We start from the raw sequence: 17996 nt of genomic DNA on the forward strand, positions 1-17996 counted from the left end.
GTATTTTTCTTATGTGACGGTAAGTGGATGAAACAAAAATGGCTGGCACCTTTTAAGCTCACATCCCTTAGTGTAGAATGAGAAGAAGGCTAAAAAAACGCCATATTCCTTCTAGAAATAAGGCGCTATGAAAAAACAAGTCAGTTGGTGGTGTGAGATGAAGAAGTACGAACTCATTTCAGAAGAAATCAGAAAACGAATAGGAACAGCATATTATCCAGAAGATCAACCCATTCCAGATGAAAACTCGCTTGCCGCTGAATTTCAATGCAGCAGAATGACGATGAAGCGTGCGCTTGATCTTCTCGTTGCAGAAGGTCTGCTCTTTAGAAAAAGAGGCCACGGTACATTTATTGTAAAGGCAGCGCTCAATCAAGGGGCCATCAATGTATCAGGCCATGAAAATAAAGGGTTCACAAAAGTCATGGCGGATAAAAACGTCACGACTCAAATCATTCACTTTGATGTCCATTTTCCAAGCGAAGAGGTGGCAGCCCATCTATCTATTGACTCAACCACACCTGTTTATGATATCATCCGGCTCCGTCTTGTGGATGAAGAGCCTTATGTATTAGAAAAAACGTTTATGCCTGTCAATCTCATTAAGGGCATAGATGAAAAGGTTCTACTGGGTTCTATCTATGGCTACATTTCAAATCAGCTTCATTTAAAAATAGCAGGAGCGCACAAGAAAATTAGAGCGGCTAAATCAGATCAGCTGGATCAGCAGTATTTAGGGTGTGACCCAACAGATCCTGTGCTTGAAGTCGAGCAGGTTGCTTATTTAAACGCAGGGCAGCCATTTGAATATTCATTTAGCCATCATCGCTATGATAAATTTGACTTTTCAACGGTTGAAATCACGAAAACAGGACGTTAAAAAAAGAGCAGAACCCCCAAGGGAGACTGCTCTTTTTTCATTTGATTTTATATGTTCCACCAATGATATCCATCTTTTTCTAGAAGCTCATCAGCTTCTTTCGGTCCCATAGAACCAGCAGGATAGTTTGGTTTTAATGTTTTGTTTTCTGCCCATTTCTCAGAAATCGGATCAACGAAGTTCCAAGAAAGTGCCACTTCATCCCAGTGAGCAAAGTTTGTTGCATCGCCTAGTAAGCAGTCATGAATCAGTTTTTCATATGCTTCTGGTGTATTCATGATGTCGTTATAGTTTGTCTGGTAGTCGAGTTTAATCGGTTTCGCATACGTGCCGCCATCCAGCTTGCGAGCATTCAGGTGAAGGGTGATGCCTTCATCTGGCTGAATATGAATGACAAGTAGGTTTGGATGCATGGCATTTCCGTTACCATAGTACAGGTTCATTGGAATGTCTTTAAATTGAACCACGATTTGAGTAGATTTCTTTTCTAACCGTTTTCCTGTACGAATGTAAAATGGCACCCCGGCCCATCTAAAGTTATCAATCAGCAATTTCCCAGCAACAAATGTTTCTGTGTTTGAGTTCGGGTCAACATTTTGCTCTTTCAGATAAGAAGGAACCTCGCTGCCATCAATCGTACCAGTATCATACTGTCCGCGGACAAAGAATTGATCGACCTCATCTTTAGAGAAAGGACGAAGAGCGCGCAATACTTTCCGTTTTTCGCTGCGGATTTCCTCTGTATTCAGTTTAATTGGCGGCTCCATTGCTAAAAGGGCAACCATTTGAAGCATATGGTTTTGGACCATATCTCTTAGTGCACCAGAATTTTCGTAATATCGAGCCCGGTCTTCAACCCCCAATGATTCACTGGATGTTATTTGAATGTTTGAGATATAGCGGTTTGTCCAAAGCGGTTCAAAGATGGCATTCGCAAAACGGATAACCTCAATGTTTTGAACCATTTGTTTACCAAGATAGTGGTCAATACGATAAATTTGATCTTCTGTGAATGCATCACGAATTTCTTCATTTAATGTTTTCGCACTTGGCAGATCATGCCCAAATGGCTTTTCAATGACAAGACGTGACCAGCCGGTTGTTTCTGATACGCCCTCACTCTTTAGGAACTTCGCAATCGTTCCGAAGAATTCCGGTGCCATAGCTAAATAGAACATGCGGTTATTTGGAATACTGTACGTATCTTCAAGGCCTGTTAGAAGCGTGTTAAGTGATTGATAGGAAGCAGGGCTTGATACGTCAAAATCGTGATAATAGAAATGTGAAATGAACTCTTCTGTTTTCGCTTCTGCATCATCAGAAGAAACAGATTCCTTTACCACAGATCTGAGGTCCTCATGAGACCACGGACGGCGTCCAACTCCAACAACAGCGAATTGATCACCGAGCTTTCCGCTATGATAAAGTCTATGTATAGAAGGGTAGAGCTTGCGTTTGGCAAGGTCTCCTGTTGCGCCAAAAATGACAATGACTGCTTTAGGGTTGTTAGTTTCTGTATTCACGAGAAGTACCTCACTTTATTCGTAGCATTGTTGTAAAAACCGAGAATGTATGTACATTTTCTTTATTTTAAAGGTTCATTGTTCGTAAAGCAAACATTTGATTCGACTTTTTCTGCTCTCGTTTCACTTTTTTCAAAAATTCCGCTGAATTCACATTTACCTTGTCTTCATGTATTCTATATGAATGAAGATATTGTATACCGGCTTTAGGAGGAAAAGTAATGGAACTGCTCTTTTTAGGAACAGGTGCAGGCATTCCTGCAAAAACAAGAAACGTCACTTGCACAGCGCTAAAGCTTTTAGAAGAACGAAATGCAGTGTGGCTTTTTGATTGCGGAGAAGCAACGCAGCACCAAATCTTACATACAACGATTAAACCGAGAAAGATCGAGAAAATATTTATCACACATATGCACGGAGATCACGTATATGGCCTTCCGGGACTTCTTGGCAGCAGATCCTTTCAAGGCGGGGAGGATGAATTGACGATCTATGGACCAAAAGGCATCAAGGCCTTTGTAAACGCAGCACTTTCAGCCTCGCAAACGCATTTGACATATCCGCTGCATATCATAGAAATAGAAGAAGGGATCGTATTTGAAGATGATACCTTTCAAGTAGAAGCAAGAAGAGTCTCTCACGGGATTCCGGCTTTCGGCTACCGGGTTGTGGAAAAAGATCTACCTGGTTCATTAAAAGCCGAAGACCTAAAAGAAATCGGTGTAAAACCTGGACCTTTGTATCAGAAGTTGAAAAATGGGGAAACCGTGACACTCGAAGATGGAAGAACCATCGATGGAACCGATTATTTGGAACCCCCTAAAAAAGGGAGAATCGTTGCATTTTCAGGAGATACCCGTTTGTGCGAGAATATAACAAGGCTTGCCAAAAATGCGGATGTGTTAGTCCATGAAGCAACATTCGGTAAAGAAGATGCAGATTTAGCCTACAATTATTATCACAGCACAACAGAACAAGCAGCGAAAACAGCACAGGAAGCAGGCGTAAAAAGGCTTATTTTGACCCATATAAGTGCACGTTACCAAGGAGAAGAAGCACTGAAACAACTGTTGAAAGAAGCCCGCGATATATTTCCGCTGACAGAAGCTGCACATGATTTCTCTTCTTTCCCCATTGAACGCACCCTGTAAAAATTGGATGAATCGTCAAAAAAAGTTGTGTGATTTTTTTGATATTTATGATGACGCTCTTTTTCAGGTAGTGGTAAAATGGTGAAGAAAAAACAAATGACGAATCAAACTATGAAGAATACGGGAGGCACAATCAAAGATGAGCGGTTTTACAGCATTAAGTGAAGCAGAATTGAATGACCTATATGTGGCACTACAAAATGAGTATGAAACTTACAAAAGTAAAAACTTGCACTTAGACATGTCTAGAGGGAAGCCTTCACCAAAACAGCTCGATTTGTCTATGGGCATGCTCGATGTTGTGACATCAAAGGATGCAATGACAGCTGAAGATGGCACAGATGTGCGAAACTATGGCGGCTTGACAGGCCTTCCTGAAACGAAGAAATTTTTTGCAGATGTACTTAATTTAAAGCCAGAACAAATCATCATCGGCGGTAACTCAAGCCTGAATATGATGCATGATACCATTGCACGTGCGATGACTCACGGCGTATGTGACAGCAAAACACCTTGGGGAGAGCTGTCAAAGGTAAAATTCCTTGCACCAAGCCCAGGGTATGACCGTCATTTTGCCATTTGTGAGCTATTTAACATAGAGATGATCACGGTCGATATGAAGGCTGATGGACCTGATATGGATCAGGTAGAAAAATTGGTCGCAGAAGATGAAGCGATTAAAGGCATTTGGTGTGTACCGAAATATAGCAATCCAGACGGCATTACGTACTCAGATGAAGTCGTTGACCGCTTAGCTTCAATGAAAACAAAAGCAGACGATTTCCGCATTTTTTGGGATGATGCATATGCAGTCCACCATCTAACGGATACACCTGACACGTTAAAAGATATTTTTCAAGCAGTTGAAGAGGCAGGATACCCGAACCGTGTGTTTATGTTTGCGTCTACGTCTAAAATTACATTCCCTGGCTCAGGTGTTGCGCTGATGGCGTCTAGCCCGGACAATGTGAGCTTTACTCAAAAGCAATTATCGATTCAAACGATCGGACCGGACAAAATCAATCAACTAAGACACCTTCGTTTCTTCCAAAATCCAGAAGGTTTGAAGGAACATATGAAAAAGCATGCAGCGATCATTAAGCCAAAATTTGACCTCGTTCTTTCCATTCTTGACGAAAAACTTGGCGGAAAAGATATTGCTGAATGGCACAAGCCAAATGGCGGATATTTCATTAGTTTAAATACACTTGATCATTGTGCAAAAGCGGTTGTGCAAAAAGCTAAAGAAGCAGGTGTCACAATGACAGGTGCTGGTGCAACATATCCATATGGAAAAGATCCGCTTGATCGTAACATTCGCATTGCACCAACATTCCCGGCTCTTGAAGAACTAGAGCAAGCGATTGACATCTTTACAGTATGTGTTCAGCTTGTCAGCATTGAAAAGCTGCTTTCTAAAAAAAGTCAATCTGCTCCAACGGCATAAATAAAATAAACTCCTTGACTCATAACGGGTCAAGGAGTTTTTCGTTTTAATTAGCAGTTTGATAATAGGAGACAGGTTGTTTGGCTGCGCACCATACATCATAGATGGCAAGCTGTACAATATGCGGTTCATCATGATGAATATAGTGCGAGCTGTTCTGCGCTTGAATCCATCCGCTTTGGGATGACAAAGACAGCATGCGTTTATGAAGTCTGAGCCAAGCTTCATGCGCTGGATGAAACAATCGGCTCTTACCTGATGAAATGACAAGAAGCGGCATCATCCCATAATGGGTTTGCTCCTCTTTGATTGTGCTTAACATTTGCTGAAAGTCCTCATGCGTACATTCTGCTGTAAATTGCGCCATATATGAAGTGCGTTCTTCCTTTGATAAAAGCGGCAGGATCACCTGCTCTTGTTCCTCACTTGCTGGGTCTAGCAGCACCATGCCGATGACATCATCTCCTCTTCGGCTTGCCCATAGCCGGCTGACAAGAGAGCCGAATGAGTGAGCGACGATGAGAAATGGCGGCTGAATATTGGCTTCTTTCAGCAGCGCATCTAAATCATCAGCGAGGTCATGCAAGGTTCTTCCTTCACCGCTCTCACTGCTCTTTCCGTTTCCTAAACGGTCGTATAAGAAAACCCCAAGCTCCGGGTCAATATCACGGGCCATATTTGACCACGTATCACTAGAAATGCCGTAGCCGGCTTCAAAGATAATCGTGGCTTGCCTTTTGCCTTGACGATGTTTTGTATAAAAATGGTGTCCATCTATATGATACATTTTTTCAATCATTGCCGAATTCATTCTTCCATCTCCTCTAAGTGGTTCTTTAGCTAAAAGACGGCACAAAAGGCAGATATGTTTCTCTTAAAAACAAAAAAGATGCCTATTTCGAAAAATAGACACCTTTTTTCCTAAGAGCTTTTACCAAGCGCGATCATATTGATGCGGGCTTTCAATGGATGTACGGAGCTCTTGAGCAGCTGTTTTTGGAAAGTATGGATCGCGTAAAAATTCTCTGCCAATAAAGATCAAATCTGCACGCTGATTTCGTAAAATCTCCTCTGCCTGTACACCAGATGTGATCAGACCGACAGCTGCTGTTTGAATGCCGGCACCTTCTTTTATTTTCTCAGCGAATGTTACTTGGTAGCCGGGGAATGTGTTGATTTTCGCCTGTACGACAGCACCTGAGCTGACATCGATTAAGTCGACACCTTGCTCTTTGAGCCAAGTGGCAATCCCAATATAATCTGCAATATCAAGCCCTTTTGTTGTGTAATCAGAAGCCGACACACGGACAAATAAAGGTCCGTCCCATACGGCGTTGACCGCGTCTACGACTTCTCTTAAGAAACGATAGCGGTTTTCTGGTGAACCGCCATAGTCGTCTGTTCGGTGGTTCGCCAGCGGTGAAAGAAATTCATTGATCAAATAGCCATGTGCACCATGAATTTCAATGATGTCAAAGCCCGCTTTTTTTGCCCGTACAGCTGCATCCTGAAACGCCTGAACGGTATCTTTGATTTGATCAACAGACATCTCGACAGGGGTTTTAGATGTTTCATCAAATGGAATGCTTGATGGTGCAAGGATGTCCCCATCAAGTTCAGCTTTACGTCCTGCATGGGCTAGCTGGATGGCTGTCTTCGTTCCGTATGCTTTGATTTGTTCGTTTAATGAAGCGAAACCTTCAATGTGCTCATCGCTCCAAATACCGAGGTCGTGATCACTAATTCTTCCCTCAGGAGATACAGCACTTGCTTCCACCATGATGAGGCCAGCCTGACCTTGTGCACGGGAAATATAATGTGTGAAGTGGAAAGGCTGTAATTTCCCATCACGGTCATAAGATGAATACATACACATCGGGGACATCACGATGCGGTTTTTCAGTGTAACACCTTTTAATGTCCAAGGTGAAAAGAGTTTTGTTTCCAAAATACTTTCGCCTCCTCATGGAATTGTATAGCCGATTATAACAGCCATTCAAACTTTCGTCATAAAAGGTGCTCAAAGAATATAGCTTTTATACACGTTTTTGTATAATGGAGAGATAGAGACATCAAAGGGGGAGAACGGATGAAATGGCAAACAGAGAGTGAACTAAAGGAGCTCCTGACAGCTCTTATGCAATATGAAAGCATATCAGGTACAACAGGAGAAGTCGCGTTAGCGGAATACTTATATTATTTGCTAAGGGAACGGCCTTATTTTGAGCAGAACCCTGATCATTTGGCTTTGCATCCGATGAAAGATGGCCGGTATTATTTAACGGCACTTGTGAAGCGCAGTACGATGCGTCGTACCGTGCTGCTTCTTAGTCACTTTGATGTAGTTGATACAGAAGATTACGGCGAATTTCAAAACATGGCATGCAAGCCTGAAGAGTTAGTGGCATCTTTTTCGCAAAAAAGTGCGCTTCTTCCAAAGAGGGCAAGAGAGGACCTTGCTTCAGGCGACTGGCTGTTTGGGAGAGGGGCCATGGATATGAAAGCAGGGCTCACCGTGCAGCTTTCTATGCTGGAAAGAGCGATGACAGAAACATTTGATGGAAATGTCCTGCTCGTCACAGTCCCTGATGAAGAAGTGAATTCACAAGGAATGCTTGAGGCTGTCCCGAAACTAAAGGAGCTTAAAGAAAAGCATGACCTTGACTATACCGCGTGTTTAAACAGTGAGCCCATGTTTGAAAAGTATCCAGGGGATGAACATCATTATATGTATACAGGCAGTATAGGAAAGGTATTAGCCGGATTTTTCTGTAAAGGGATTGAAACGCATGTAGGAGAGCCATTCTCAGGCTTAAATGCGAATTTTATGGTATCTGAACTAAACCGGCTGTTAGAGCTCAATAGTGATTATTGTGAGGAAGTAGATGGTGAAGTAACGCCGCCCCCAACGAACTTAATGCAAAAGGACTTGAAAGAAGCCTATTCCGTTCAAACACCTCACACAGCCGTATCTTTATTTAATGTGCTCATGATGAAACGTTCAAGTGAAGAACTGCACGGCCTTCTCTATGATACTGCGAAGCAAGCAGCAGACCAAATCGAGGCCAATCTTCAGCAGAAAACAGCTGACTTTCAGCGCTTCAAACACTTTACACCCATCGACGCGAGGGTTACGGTTCTCACGTATCACGAGCTGTATCAAAAGGCCGCAGAACGCTCTGGCGAACAGGAGGTTGAGCGCATTGTCAACTATGCCTTTGCCAACCGGGGTGAGCTTGGAGATCGTGATTTTTCAACGAAAATTGTCTCGGAGCTGACGACGCTTTGTAAGGAAGAAGGACCGCTGATTGTTCTATTTTATAGTCCGCCATTTTACCCTTCTGTGTCCTCAACAGAAGATCCGCATATTCAGAAGACATTCAAGAAGATTCAAGAAGAGGCAAAAGAGGTGTACGGACTTGAAGTGGAGGAAGTGAAATATTTCCCGGGATTGTCTGATTTAAGTTACTTACAGCTCGAAAAGCAGGAGGTAGGTCATTACACGACCAATATGCCGCTTTACCAAAAAGGCTATTCTTTACCGCAAGGAGAAAAGGAAGCCCTTTACGTTCCAGTCATCAACGTGGGTCCATTAGGAAAGGACCCGCACAAATGGACAGAGCGGCTGCACGTCCCGTTCTCTTTTGGCATTTTGCCAGAATTACTAGAATCAACGATTCATGCTTTATTAGAGAAAAAGTAAGTAGATGTGATGAAGAGCCCTATCTTGGTGATAGGGCTTCTATTTTTAAATAAACGATCTTTCCACTTAGATAAATAGAGTATGATATTGATGAAGACTTACAATTATTTGTAGGGGGTAAGAACATTAAATGGAAACTGGGATATTAACAAAAACAGACATCATCACATCGCTTCAGGAAAGTATGCGTGAACTTGAGAAGCTAGTGGAGGCTTGTGATGATAACACACTGGATCAATCTTTAGGGGAGGGGAAATGGTCAATCAAGCAGCTCGCCGGGCATTTGTATGACACAGAAGAAGTCTGGTCAGAGCGGATAGAGCAGGCGATATCAGATGATCACACGCCCTTTCAATCGTATGATCCTGAAATATATGTGAGAGAAAGAGCGTATGAATGGTATAACGCAGAGGAGATCAAAGCATTGATCAAACGGATGAAAGAGAGACGAAACAACACGCTTCGGCTATTAGAAAAAGGCATATGGGAACGATCAGGCCTGCATCCGGAAGAAGGACTAATGACCGTTCAAATATTAGCTGAAACCATCGCTTTACATGAACAACATCATCTGGATCAAATCAAAGCCATCATGTCAATGAGGCAGTGAAAAAGCACCTGTCATCAAAACAGGTGCTTTTCAAATTCATTTATACGTGCTTGCTGAAAACATTTCGTTTAATTCTGCTGCGCGTTTAGTGGCTGTTTTGACACAATCGACAACAGCTTCTTCAAATTGATAGGCAGCCAGTGTGTTCAGGCCGGCTTCTGTTGTTCCGCCTTCACTTGTGATTTCTTTGCGCAGTTCGGCAGGTTCTTTTCCGCTGTCTTGAAGCATATTGGCGGCGCCTGCAATCATTTGGCAAATGAGTAATTTCGCAGTTGCTTGGTCCATTCCAAGTTCCGAAGCACCTCGCTCCATTCCTTCAATCAAATGATAAATGAAGGCAGGGCCGCTGCCTGCGATGGCTGTCACCGCATTTAGCTGCGATTCATCTAATACGGTGACATGCCCGATCGTTTCAAACAGCTCGACGGCCTTTTTCTTTTGCTTTTCAGTAACTTCACGACTTACGGCAATACCTGTTGCTGACTGCTGAATCGCCGCTGATGTATTTGGCATCGCACGAACGACTGCACTCTTTCTGCCAGCATAGTGTTGAATTGTTTCGATGGAAATACCCGCTAAAATAGAAATGATCAGCTGGCCATGTAAATGAGGCTGGACTTCAGAAATTCCGCTTTCTGCATCCTTCGGTTTTAGGGCAAAAACGAGAATATCCGCTTCTTCATAAATAAAGGAGCGAGCGAAATCCGTTTTGACCCCATATCGCGCCTGTAATTCCTCTAATCGTTTTTCATTCGTTTTGTTTGTGACAATGATATCTTCATTCGACATCATGCCGCTTTTTAATAAACCTTTGATCATAGACTCTGCCATCGAGCCTGCACCGATAAATCCAATTTTACTCATAAGCTGCTCCTCCTTGTAGAAAATAAAAAAACCTCTCGCCTGAAAAGGACGAAAGGTTTTTCGCGGTACCACCCTCAATTAGCATGCAAACATGCATACTCAGCTCTAGTCCCTTAACGCGGGAAACGTTTAGGTTTGCCTAACAGCTCAAAGGGCAGGTTCAGCAAATAAGAGGATGGTGAAGTCTTACAGCCGGCGGACCTCACTCTCTTGCATCATTATTTTGCTTACTAATCCTTGTCATCGCGCATCATATATTTGTTGTTCATTATGCAACGATGGACAAGTTTATGTCAATAGGGGCAGTTAAAAAAATTGCCCATCTAAACCGCATGACAGTCTGCCTTTTGCAAGATACAATGAAGTAAGAAGACTGAGTCCCACAATCATGAGTCAAAAAGCAGGAGATGACATATAAAAGTGAAAGAAGACATCATTCAATTATCCATCCCGACGCCGTTTGCCGTTGGGGATGTGCATGCATATGTATTAAAAGGAGAGGCCGTAACCTTAGTAGATTGCGGGCCGATGACAGAAGAGGCAGAGCATGCCTTTGTCACGCAACTAAAGGAACATCGTTTATCGATAGACGATATTGATCAAGTGGTGCTGACCCATCATCATGCAGATCATGTCGGTCTATTGAATTTGATGAAACCTCATGTCCGTGTGATCGGACACCAGCTAAATGAGCCGTATATTAGTCAGGATCCAGTGTTTAAGCAGCACCAAGTGGACTTTATGGTTCCTTTTTTTCAGCAGTTAGGTGTGCCGCTTCGACAAAATGAGTGTGAAAAAATGGTGAAGCAATCTTATACATATTCTTGTACTTCACATGTAGATGAGGTCATAAAAGAAGGTGATCGTTTAAGCGGGCATGAACACTTCTTTGTGATGGAAACACCCGGACACGCACAGTCTCACCTTTCCTTTCTAGACGAAAGAACGGGGAATTTTATTGGTGGCGACCTGCTTTTGACGACCATTTCCTCAAATCCGTTAATGGAAGCACCGTATGAAGGTGAGGAACGTCAAAAATCACTGCTTCAATATAAAGCATCACTTAATCGGTTATTGCGTCTGCCAATCAAGACGATTTATCCGGGACACGGTCAGCTCATCACGGCTCACCATGAATTGATCGAAGAAAGATTTAAGAAACAAGAAAAACGGGCAAACACAATGTATCAGCTGCTCAAACAAAAAGAAATGACAGCCTTTCATCTTTGCCGTAAGCTATTTCCAGTGCTATATGAAGAGGCCTTATTTTTAACGATGTCAGAGACAGTCGGTCAGCTTGATGTGCTCTTAGCGGCTGGTCAAATTGAAGAATTAGAAAAAGACGGAATCGTCTATTATAGGGCAAACTAAGGAGTGAAACGCATGGGGCGATTGACAGGAAAAAGAATTTGGATTACAGGCGCATCTGGGGGCATTGGTGAAAAAATGGCGTACTTGGCAGCAGAAGAAGGCGCAGAAATCATAATTTCAGCAAGACGAACAGAAAAGCTTACAGATGTGAAAGAAAAAATTGTGAGCGCTGGCGGGGTGTGTCACATTGCTCAGCTTGATGTCAGCCAGCTTGAGGATATTGATCGCGCGTATGAAGAAGTGGGGCCGGTCGATATTTTGGTCAACAATGCCGGCTTTGGTGTATTCGATCTCGTCGAAGATGCGTCCATCGAAGAAATGGTGTCGATGTTTGAGGTGAATGTGTTCGGTTTAATCGCCTGCACGAAAAAGGTCATCCCTGAGATGAAGCAAAGAGGGCAGGGACATATTATCAATATCGCATCCCAGGCAGGAAAGGTTGCGACGCCAAAATCAGCCATTTATTCCGCATCAAAGCATGCCGTTCTTGGATTTTCAAACAGCCTCAGAATGGAGCTGGCAGACTCAGGCATTCACGTGACGACAGTCAATCCAGGACCGATTGCAACAGATTTCTTTACCATCGCTGACCGCAGCGGTGAATATGTGAAGAACGTTGACTTTATGATGCTGAGTGCGGACAAGGTGGCAGGCAAAGTCGTATCTGCCATGATGACGAAAAAGAGAGAGATTAATCTGCCCGGGTGGATGAACGCTGGCAGCAAATTGTATCAGTTATTCCCATTTTTATTTGAAAAAGCAGCACGCAAAGCGTTGATGAAAAAGTAACAAAAAAGAAACCGGTTTTGAACTGGTTTCTTTTTTTGAGGTAAGGCTTCATTGCGCCACTTTCTATATCCGTCTTGCCGCTTGCTGAAGCGGGTCCCATACACTGTTGAAGGGCGGTGCATAGCTAATATCTAAATCTTCAAGATCTGTTATGGTCAGCTCTTGGTAAAGGGCAGCCGCCACGATATCGATCCGTTTATCTACACCGTTTCTGCCGATGATTTGGGCACCAAGCAAGGTATGGTCATCGCTTCTGTAGATCAGTTTGACTTTCATTTTCTGCGCATCTGGGTAATATCCTGCGTGATCCGTACTGTCAATGGTGATGGTGGAGAAAGGAATGTCCGCTGCTTCTGCTTCTTTTTCTGATAAGCCTGTTCTTCCCGCTGTCAAGTCCATAAATTTCATGATGGCTGTTCCAGTCACGCCTTGAAACGCCCGGTTTGTTCCTGTCATATGAAAGCCTGCGATTCTCCCTTGTTTATTTGCAGTTGTGCCAAGCGGAATATAATCCAGTGATTTTTTGATGCGGTGATAGGTCGCCGCGCAATCACCAGCAGCATAAATGTCTTTTATATTGGTTTGCATGTATTGATTTACTGCAATAGCGCCATTTTGAAGACGCTTGATACCGGTACGATGTAAAAAGGAGGTTTGCGGAGTGACGCCGATGGCCATGATGACCATATCTGTTTGAATGGTTTGTTTGTCTGTGATAACAGCTGTGACATGTGACTTGCCTTCTAATTGCTGCACTGTTTCTCCAAGTGATACGTGAATACCCTTGGCGTCAGCCTCGTCTTTAAGATATTTTGCCATATCGGAGTCAAAGCCCGGGCCGAGTGCTGCTCCCCGCTGAATGATATGTACGTTTTTTCCGAGCGCTTTTAAATTTTCAGCCATTTCAAGGCCGATATATCCACCGCCAATGATGGTGACATGTGTGATGTCCTTTTTTAAATGGTTCAAAATGGACAGCGCATGCGGGATGGTTTTTAATACGTGTACGCCTTCTAATGGCTGAGTGTCTAAATCCAGTGTGACAGGGCTTGCTCCTGTTGCAATTAAAAGACGGTCATAGCTTTCTGTAAAAGGTTCTTTTGTTTTTGTATGATGACCCGACACTGTTTTTTGCTCTGGGTCAATGGAGGTCACTTCGTGTAAGCATCTGGCGTCAATTCCATATTTCTCACGAAAAGTTTCAGCACTGCGTGCGATCAGCTTTCTATGATGATCAATGAGACCGCCGATCAAGTAGGGGAGTCCACACTGTCCATATGAGAAAATCTCTCCTTTCTCAAAAGCAACAATGTGTGCATCCGGATCCTCTCTATATATTTGCATAGCGCAGCTCATTCCTGCTGCATCTCCGCCAATCATCACATATTTCATTTGGTGTGCTCCCTTCTATCTATCGTACTGAATACTCTTATTTACCCTCATATCCCTTTTTTTAATGCTTTTTTTGCAAAAGAAGCAAACTTTAGTTGAAAAATAAAGACAGCGCCTTCATTTTAAGCTACAATCGGATTATCGTCTTTTTGGGTTACGAGTTTAGTGAAGATTGGTGGGAAAGACTTTGAGTGACACGCGACTAGATTTTAATACGCTATACACGCGCCATACGAGAGAGGCCTGGGCCGCTCTTGGAGAATATATGCCGGTATCTGTTTCAGAAGAGGAAGCGAGAGCGCTGCAAGGGCTAAATGACTATTTATCGCTCGAAGAAGTTCGAGATATTTACATACCGCTTATTCGTTTTCTGACATTACATGTCTTTGCAGAAAAACAAAAAAACCAGCATGTGAATGCCTTTTTAAACTACCCGCATCATGCCAAAATTCCCTTTTTAATTGGGATTGCTGGAAGTGTAGCTGTTGGGAAAAGCACAACGGCTCGTATCATTGAAACGCTTTTATCGAGGCTTGGAGATGGGCTGAAGGTAAGTCTTGTGACAACAGATGGCTTTTTATATCCTCAAAAAGAATTAAAGGATCGAGGGCTGATGGAAAAGAAAGGATTTCCAGAAAGCTACGATGTCAAAGCCCTGCTGTCTTTTTTAAATGAATTAAAATCAGGTAAACAAACTGTGCATGCCCCGGTATATTCGCATCTGACCTATGATCGGCTTGAAGGGGTGTATGAAACAGTAGAGGATGCGGATATTGTCATTATTGAAGGAATCAATGTGCTCCAATCACCAGCGCTGGATGATCTGAAGGATGAACCGCGTGTGTTTGTATCAGATTTCTTTGATTTTTCGATTTATGTAGACGCCGCTGAAACGCAAATTCAATTATGGTATAAAGAACGGTTTCGTTTGCTAAGAGAAACAGCCTTCCAAGACCCTGAATCCTTCTTTCATCAATATAAAGATTTGACGGATGAAGAGGCAGATCAGATGGCAAGCACGATTTGGAATACCGTGAATCGGCCTAATTTATATCAAAATATTTTGCCGACAAAATATCGAGCTGATCTCATTTTGAAAAAAGGTGATCAGCACAAGGTGGAAGAGATCGCCATCCGCCGGGTATAAAGAAAAAACCGCTCAAACGAGAGAGCGGTTTTTTTTAATGATCTCCACTTACTTTAACAGCTACGTCTGCCGCCGATCGCTTTTTTAAACGGTAATATCCTATGAGTAAGAATGGAACGCCTGCAATGGTGATCATCGACAAGACCGTAAAAATGGAGAGGGGATGGGCTGCACCAAAATAGTCAATGCACAGTCCGCCGACAAACGGTCCGATGACGCTGCCGAGCTGAGAAAATCCCATCGCACCAAAGTACGATCCCTTCACTTCAGGCTTTGCAATATTGTCTACAAAAAGATCCATCATCGCAAACAGCAGAACCTCGCCAATCGTAAACACGACAATGATGAAAGCAAGCATGCCGAGACTCTGTGAAAAAGCAATGGCAAACAAACTGCCTGCAAGAAGAATATTCCCAGTGGTCAGCGACAAAATGGTGGAGTAGCGCTTCGCAATCATGATGAGCGGGTATTGTACGACAATGACAACCACTGCATTTAAAGACAAAAGATAGCCAAACAGTTTAGGACCATCCTCAATCATAGGTGACGCTGATAAGTATTGAGGCAGTGTTGAGCTTAAATGCGAATACCCGAACGAACATAAGGTAACGCCGATGAGGATGATGCTAAAGACCGTATCTTTTTGAATAATGGAAAGGGCTTTTTTGACGCTGATTTGTTTTGTGCTTTCTGGAGCAGCAACTGGATGTTTCTGAAATTGCCAGGCCAGTGTTAATCCGTATAACAAATAAATAAAGGCAGCGACAAGAAATGGAAACGTTGTTTTCGATGACCCGAGATATAAGCCAAGCAGCGGGCCGAAGATTACACCAATATTAATGGCCGTATACCGTAAATTAAAAACAAATAACCGAATACTTGATGGGGTGACATCAGATAAGAGTGCTTTAGACGTCGGTTCAAACAGTGCCCGGCACAGTCCATTTAAAGCGTTCATGAGGAAGAAGACCCAAATGGCATCTGCAAACGCAAAGCCAACAAAGACAAATGACCAGCCAAAGATGGATAGAAGCATGACTTTTTTTCTGCCGATTCGGTCAGAAACATAGCCGCCGTAAAAACTCGCAACGATCCCAATAAGGGAGCTGACGGCAATGATTAACCCAGCTGAAGAAGCTGAAGCCCCTTTGACTTGTGTCAAATAAACGGCCAAAAAAGGAATGCTCATGGACGTCGCCATTCGGCCGAATATGGTGCCGATGATGATCGTCCAACTAAGTGGATGTAAAGTACGTAAATTATTTTTCATGCTGTTTCTCCCCTGAGTGTTAAGATGTTCCAATCATACATGAAAAATTGTGCAAATTAAATACACAATTTGATGGAGGGGACATCCGCCATATGACAGAGGAGCTCCGAATAGCCCGCAAATTTGGAGAGCATGTTTTTTCTGCCGATGCTTCTATGTCTTTTAGATCTGCTGATTCGTACGATCACTTAAAGACCATTTAATCAAGATCAATCGCGGCAATTTGCTGCAAGGACAGGTGGAGGACATCTTCATCATTGACGATTTTTATGCGCTGCGTTTCATAATGAATGGCTTTCACCCAGCCCCAAAACTGCTGTTTCATACCTGCTGCAGCATATGTCACGCAAATCGCTTGATCCTCTGTAATCGACTGTGTGATCAAAAAATTCATTTCCTCTAGCTGATCAGTGCTCAGCGGAGGAGGCGTGTATTCTTTTTTCTTCCGTTTTTGAGCAAGCAGCTGTTCACGGTGCTCTGGGAGCATCATTCGGCTTGATTCCCACATGATGTTATATCCAGGTGTTAATTTATTGGGATTCATGGATGTTCGCCTCCGTTATTTGTAATGTCCACCAATTTTTTCGGCGCGGTGATACGCCTGCCCTGCGCTTGTTAGTGACGAAGCGTGCAAGAGTGCAGCAGGTCCATACTTCATATGGATGGCATCAAATACTTTGCTGAGTCTGTCTTTTTTTAAATGGTGATCAAATAAACTCAGCTGATATTGGCTGTCAGGCTGCAGCTGCGAGAGAGTAATACCTACACTGCGAATGGGCTGGCCGTCCCAGTGCTGCTGACATAGCTGAATGGCTGCGTCTGCAATATCTGTCCCATACTGTGTGGGTGAATGGAGCTTGATTTGTCTATGAAATCCAGTCGGATGAGAAAAATCAGCACCTCTTACGCCAACAGACACCGTTTGCCCAACATAATGCTTAAAGCGCGCACGTCTTGCCACTTCTTCACTCAATTCAAGAAGGGCGACTTTGATGTCCTCAAAGGACGCATAATCATGGGGAAGGGTCATATGATGCCCAACCGCTTTTTGCTGATCATGTGTGTGAAGAGTGACCGGGGAAGGGTCGTGGCCTAAAGCAGTTCGTTGCAGAAGCTCCCCGTTGATTCCCCAGCGTTTTTTTAGCCGGTCTGACGGATAAGTAGCAAGCGTCCCAATGGTACTGATGCCCATTCGTTTTAAATGGTGCTCCATTCGTTTGCCGACGCCAAATAGTTTTCCAACCGGAAGCGGCCATAAATCTGCCGCGACCCGGTCTGCACGAAGCTCATAGATGCCAGATGTGTTTTTTTTAGCAAAATGGTCACAGGCCATTTTAGCGAGCACTTTATTAGGACCAATGCCAACACGTGCGTAAATGCCCGTCTGGTTCATAATAGTCGTTTGTATATTTTGGGCGATCTCGCGGGGTGAACCGAGTAGTGTCACACTCCCCGTAATATCGAGAAACTGTTCATCAATTGAATAGGGTTCGACAAGATCTGTGTATTGTTCAAGCAGTTCTGTCATCATGACAGAAACATCAAGGTAGCGCTGCATACGTGGACGTACGACGACGGCTTCAGGGCATTTCTCCTGTGCTTCCCATAATCTTGATGCATTTTGTACGCCCCGTTTTTTAGCGAGCGGGCAGGCTGCAAGTACGACCCCGCTCCGCCGCTCAGGATCTCCTGAGACGATGAGCGGCACATCCTTCAAATGGGGAGCCTCCACTTTTTCGACCGACGCATAAAATGACTGCATATCCACAAGCAGAATGGCTCGTTCATTCATCATTTTCACCTCTTAGAACGTATGTTCTGTATATATTTTAACCGCCAGCAGGTGAAA

Annotated in this window: 16 protein-coding genes and 1 other annotated feature; of the genes, 8 read left to right on the forward strand and 8 right to left on the reverse strand. The window is 43.5% G+C overall.

What is annotated here, in order from left to right:
- Window positions 1-157 precede the first annotated feature (157 nt).
- On the forward strand, window positions 158-880 hold the full coding sequence (locus tag C9414_RS07860; protein WP_047202254.1) for a GntR family transcriptional regulator: 723 nt from the start codon (window positions 158-160) through the stop codon (window positions 878-880).
- 47 nt (window positions 881-927) lie between these two features.
- Here C9414_RS07860 and zwf read toward each other — a convergent pair whose 3' ends face one another.
- Window positions 928-2403, reverse strand: a complete 1476-nt coding sequence (gene zwf / locus C9414_RS07865; protein WP_047202253.1) for a glucose-6-phosphate dehydrogenase — start codon at window positions 2401-2403, stop codon at window positions 928-930.
- A gap of 221 nt (window positions 2404-2624) precedes the next feature.
- On the opposite strand from zwf, the gene rnz reads away from it, so the two are divergent.
- Window positions 2625-3554: a ribonuclease Z gene (gene rnz / locus C9414_RS07870; RefSeq protein ID WP_047202252.1), complete on the forward strand. Its 930-nt coding sequence runs from the start codon at window positions 2625-2627 to the stop codon at window positions 3552-3554.
- Between the two features lie 139 nt (window positions 3555-3693).
- Window positions 3694-5001, forward strand: a complete 1308-nt coding sequence (locus C9414_RS07875; protein ID WP_047202251.1) for an aspartate aminotransferase type Ic — start codon at window positions 3694-3696, stop codon at window positions 4999-5001.
- A 46-nt stretch (window positions 5002-5047) separates the two neighbouring features.
- Here C9414_RS07875 and C9414_RS07880 read toward each other — a convergent pair whose 3' ends face one another.
- Together C9414_RS07880 and namA are read right to left on the reverse strand one after the other, a co-directional pair.
- Window positions 5048-5812 (reverse strand): alpha/beta fold hydrolase, encoded by a 765-nt coding sequence (locus C9414_RS07880; RefSeq protein ID WP_024422899.1) that lies wholly within the window; start codon window positions 5810-5812, stop codon window positions 5048-5050.
- Between the two features lie 120 nt (window positions 5813-5932).
- Window positions 5933-6949: an NADPH dehydrogenase NamA gene (gene namA / locus C9414_RS07885; RefSeq protein WP_047202250.1), complete on the reverse strand. Its 1017-nt coding sequence runs from the start codon at window positions 6947-6949 to the stop codon at window positions 5933-5935.
- Window positions 6950-7090: 141 nt separating this feature from the next.
- On the opposite strand from namA, the gene C9414_RS07890 reads away from it, so the two are divergent.
- The gene (locus tag C9414_RS07890) at window positions 7091-8704 is read left to right on the forward strand and encodes a M20/M25/M40 family metallo-hydrolase (RefSeq protein WP_107163390.1); all 1614 of its coding nucleotides are present in this window, start codon (window positions 7091-7093) and stop codon (window positions 8702-8704) included.
- A 130-nt stretch (window positions 8705-8834) separates the two neighbouring features.
- A complete protein-coding gene (locus C9414_RS07895; protein WP_047202248.1) occupies window positions 8835-9314 on the forward strand; it encodes a DinB family protein in 480 nt (159 codons plus the stop codon).
- A 36-nt stretch (window positions 9315-9350) separates the two neighbouring features.
- Here the strand turns inward: C9414_RS07895 and proC are convergent, their stop codons facing one another.
- The gene (proC, locus tag C9414_RS07900; RefSeq protein WP_047202247.1) at window positions 9351-10178 is read right to left on the reverse strand and encodes a pyrroline-5-carboxylate reductase; all 828 of its coding nucleotides are present in this window, start codon (window positions 10176-10178) and stop codon (window positions 9351-9353) included.
- Between the two features lie 41 nt (window positions 10179-10219).
- Window positions 10220-10431, reverse strand: a binding site (T-box leader).
- A gap of 167 nt (window positions 10432-10598) precedes the next feature.
- Between proC and C9414_RS07905 the strand changes: the two genes are divergently transcribed.
- Complete coding sequence (locus tag C9414_RS07905) at window positions 10599-11549, forward strand: MBL fold metallo-hydrolase (RefSeq protein WP_107163391.1); 951 nt, start codon at window positions 10599-10601, stop codon at window positions 11547-11549.
- 12 nt (window positions 11550-11561) lie between these two features.
- Complete coding sequence (locus tag C9414_RS07910; RefSeq protein ID WP_039179737.1) at window positions 11562-12338, forward strand: SDR family NAD(P)-dependent oxidoreductase; 777 nt, start codon at window positions 11562-11564, stop codon at window positions 12336-12338.
- 63 nt (window positions 12339-12401) lie between these two features.
- On the opposite strand, the gene C9414_RS07915 is transcribed toward C9414_RS07910, so the two are convergent.
- Window positions 12402-13730: a CoA-disulfide reductase gene (locus C9414_RS07915; RefSeq protein ID WP_107163392.1), complete on the reverse strand. Its 1329-nt coding sequence runs from the start codon at window positions 13728-13730 to the stop codon at window positions 12402-12404.
- 187 nt (window positions 13731-13917) lie between these two features.
- On the opposite strand from C9414_RS07915, the gene coaA reads away from it, so the two are divergent.
- The gene (gene coaA / locus C9414_RS07920; protein WP_039179731.1) at window positions 13918-14877 is read left to right on the forward strand and encodes a type I pantothenate kinase; all 960 of its coding nucleotides are present in this window, start codon (window positions 13918-13920) and stop codon (window positions 14875-14877) included.
- A 34-nt stretch (window positions 14878-14911) separates the two neighbouring features.
- Here coaA and C9414_RS07925 read toward each other — a convergent pair whose 3' ends face one another.
- The 3 genes from C9414_RS07925 to C9414_RS07935 all read right to left on the reverse strand — a co-directional run bounded on the left by C9414_RS07925 (window position 14912) and on the right by C9414_RS07935 (window position 17939).
- Complete coding sequence (locus tag C9414_RS07925) at window positions 14912-16147, reverse strand: MDR family MFS transporter (RefSeq protein WP_047202243.1); 1236 nt, start codon at window positions 16145-16147, stop codon at window positions 14912-14914.
- Window positions 16148-16346: 199 nt separating this feature from the next.
- On the reverse strand, window positions 16347-16691 hold the full coding sequence (locus C9414_RS07930; RefSeq protein ID WP_047202242.1) for a YolD-like family protein: 345 nt from the start codon (window positions 16689-16691) through the stop codon (window positions 16347-16349).
- Between the two features lie 15 nt (window positions 16692-16706).
- Window positions 16707-17939 carry a DNA polymerase IV gene (locus C9414_RS07935; RefSeq protein ID WP_047202241.1) on the reverse strand — a complete coding sequence of 411 codons (1233 nt, stop codon included), beginning with the start codon at window positions 17937-17939 and terminating at the stop codon, window positions 16707-16709.
- Between the last annotated feature and the right edge of the window lie 57 nt (window positions 17940-17996).

It is taken from the genome of Bacillus sp. Nf3 (assembly GCF_003028545.1).
GTDB lineage: Bacteria > Bacillota > Bacilli > Bacillales > Bacillaceae > Bacillus > Bacillus safensis.

Bases quoted from the DNA above. Each gene is read 5' to 3' on its own strand.
- C9414_RS07910 (WP_039179737.1), top strand. From the start codon at position 11,562: ATGGGGCGATTGACAGGAAAAAGAATTTGGATTACAGGCGCATCTGGG.
- C9414_RS07935 (WP_047202241.1), bottom strand. From the start codon at position 17,939: ATGAATGAACGAGCCATTCTGCTTGTGGATATGCAGTCATTTTATGCG.
- C9414_RS07890 (WP_107163390.1), top strand. From the start codon at position 7,091: ATGAAATGGCAAACAGAGAGTGAACTAAAGGAGCTCCTGACAGCTCTT.
- proC (WP_047202247.1), bottom strand. From the start codon at position 10,178: ATGAGTAAAATTGGATTTATCGGTGCAGGCTCGATGGCAGAGTCTATG.
- rnz (WP_047202252.1), top strand. From the start codon at position 2,625: ATGGAACTGCTCTTTTTAGGAACAGGTGCAGGCATTCCTGCAAAAACA.
- C9414_RS07915 (WP_107163392.1), bottom strand. From the start codon at position 13,730: ATGAAATATGTGATGATTGGCGGAGATGCAGCAGGAATGAGCTGCGCT.
- C9414_RS07895 (WP_047202248.1), top strand. From the start codon at position 8,835: ATGGAAACTGGGATATTAACAAAAACAGACATCATCACATCGCTTCAG.
- C9414_RS07875 (WP_047202251.1), top strand. From the start codon at position 3,694: ATGAGCGGTTTTACAGCATTAAGTGAAGCAGAATTGAATGACCTATAT.
- C9414_RS07880 (WP_024422899.1), bottom strand. From the start codon at position 5,812: ATGAATTCGGCAATGATTGAAAAAATGTATCATATAGATGGACACCAT.
- C9414_RS07930 (WP_047202242.1), bottom strand. From the start codon at position 16,691: ATGAATCCCAATAAATTAACACCTGGATATAACATCATGTGGGAATCA.
- C9414_RS07925 (WP_047202243.1), bottom strand. From the start codon at position 16,147: ATGAAAAATAATTTACGTACTTTACATCCACTTAGTTGGACGATCATC.
- C9414_RS07860 (WP_047202254.1), top strand. From the start codon at position 158: ATGAAGAAGTACGAACTCATTTCAGAAGAAATCAGAAAACGAATAGGA.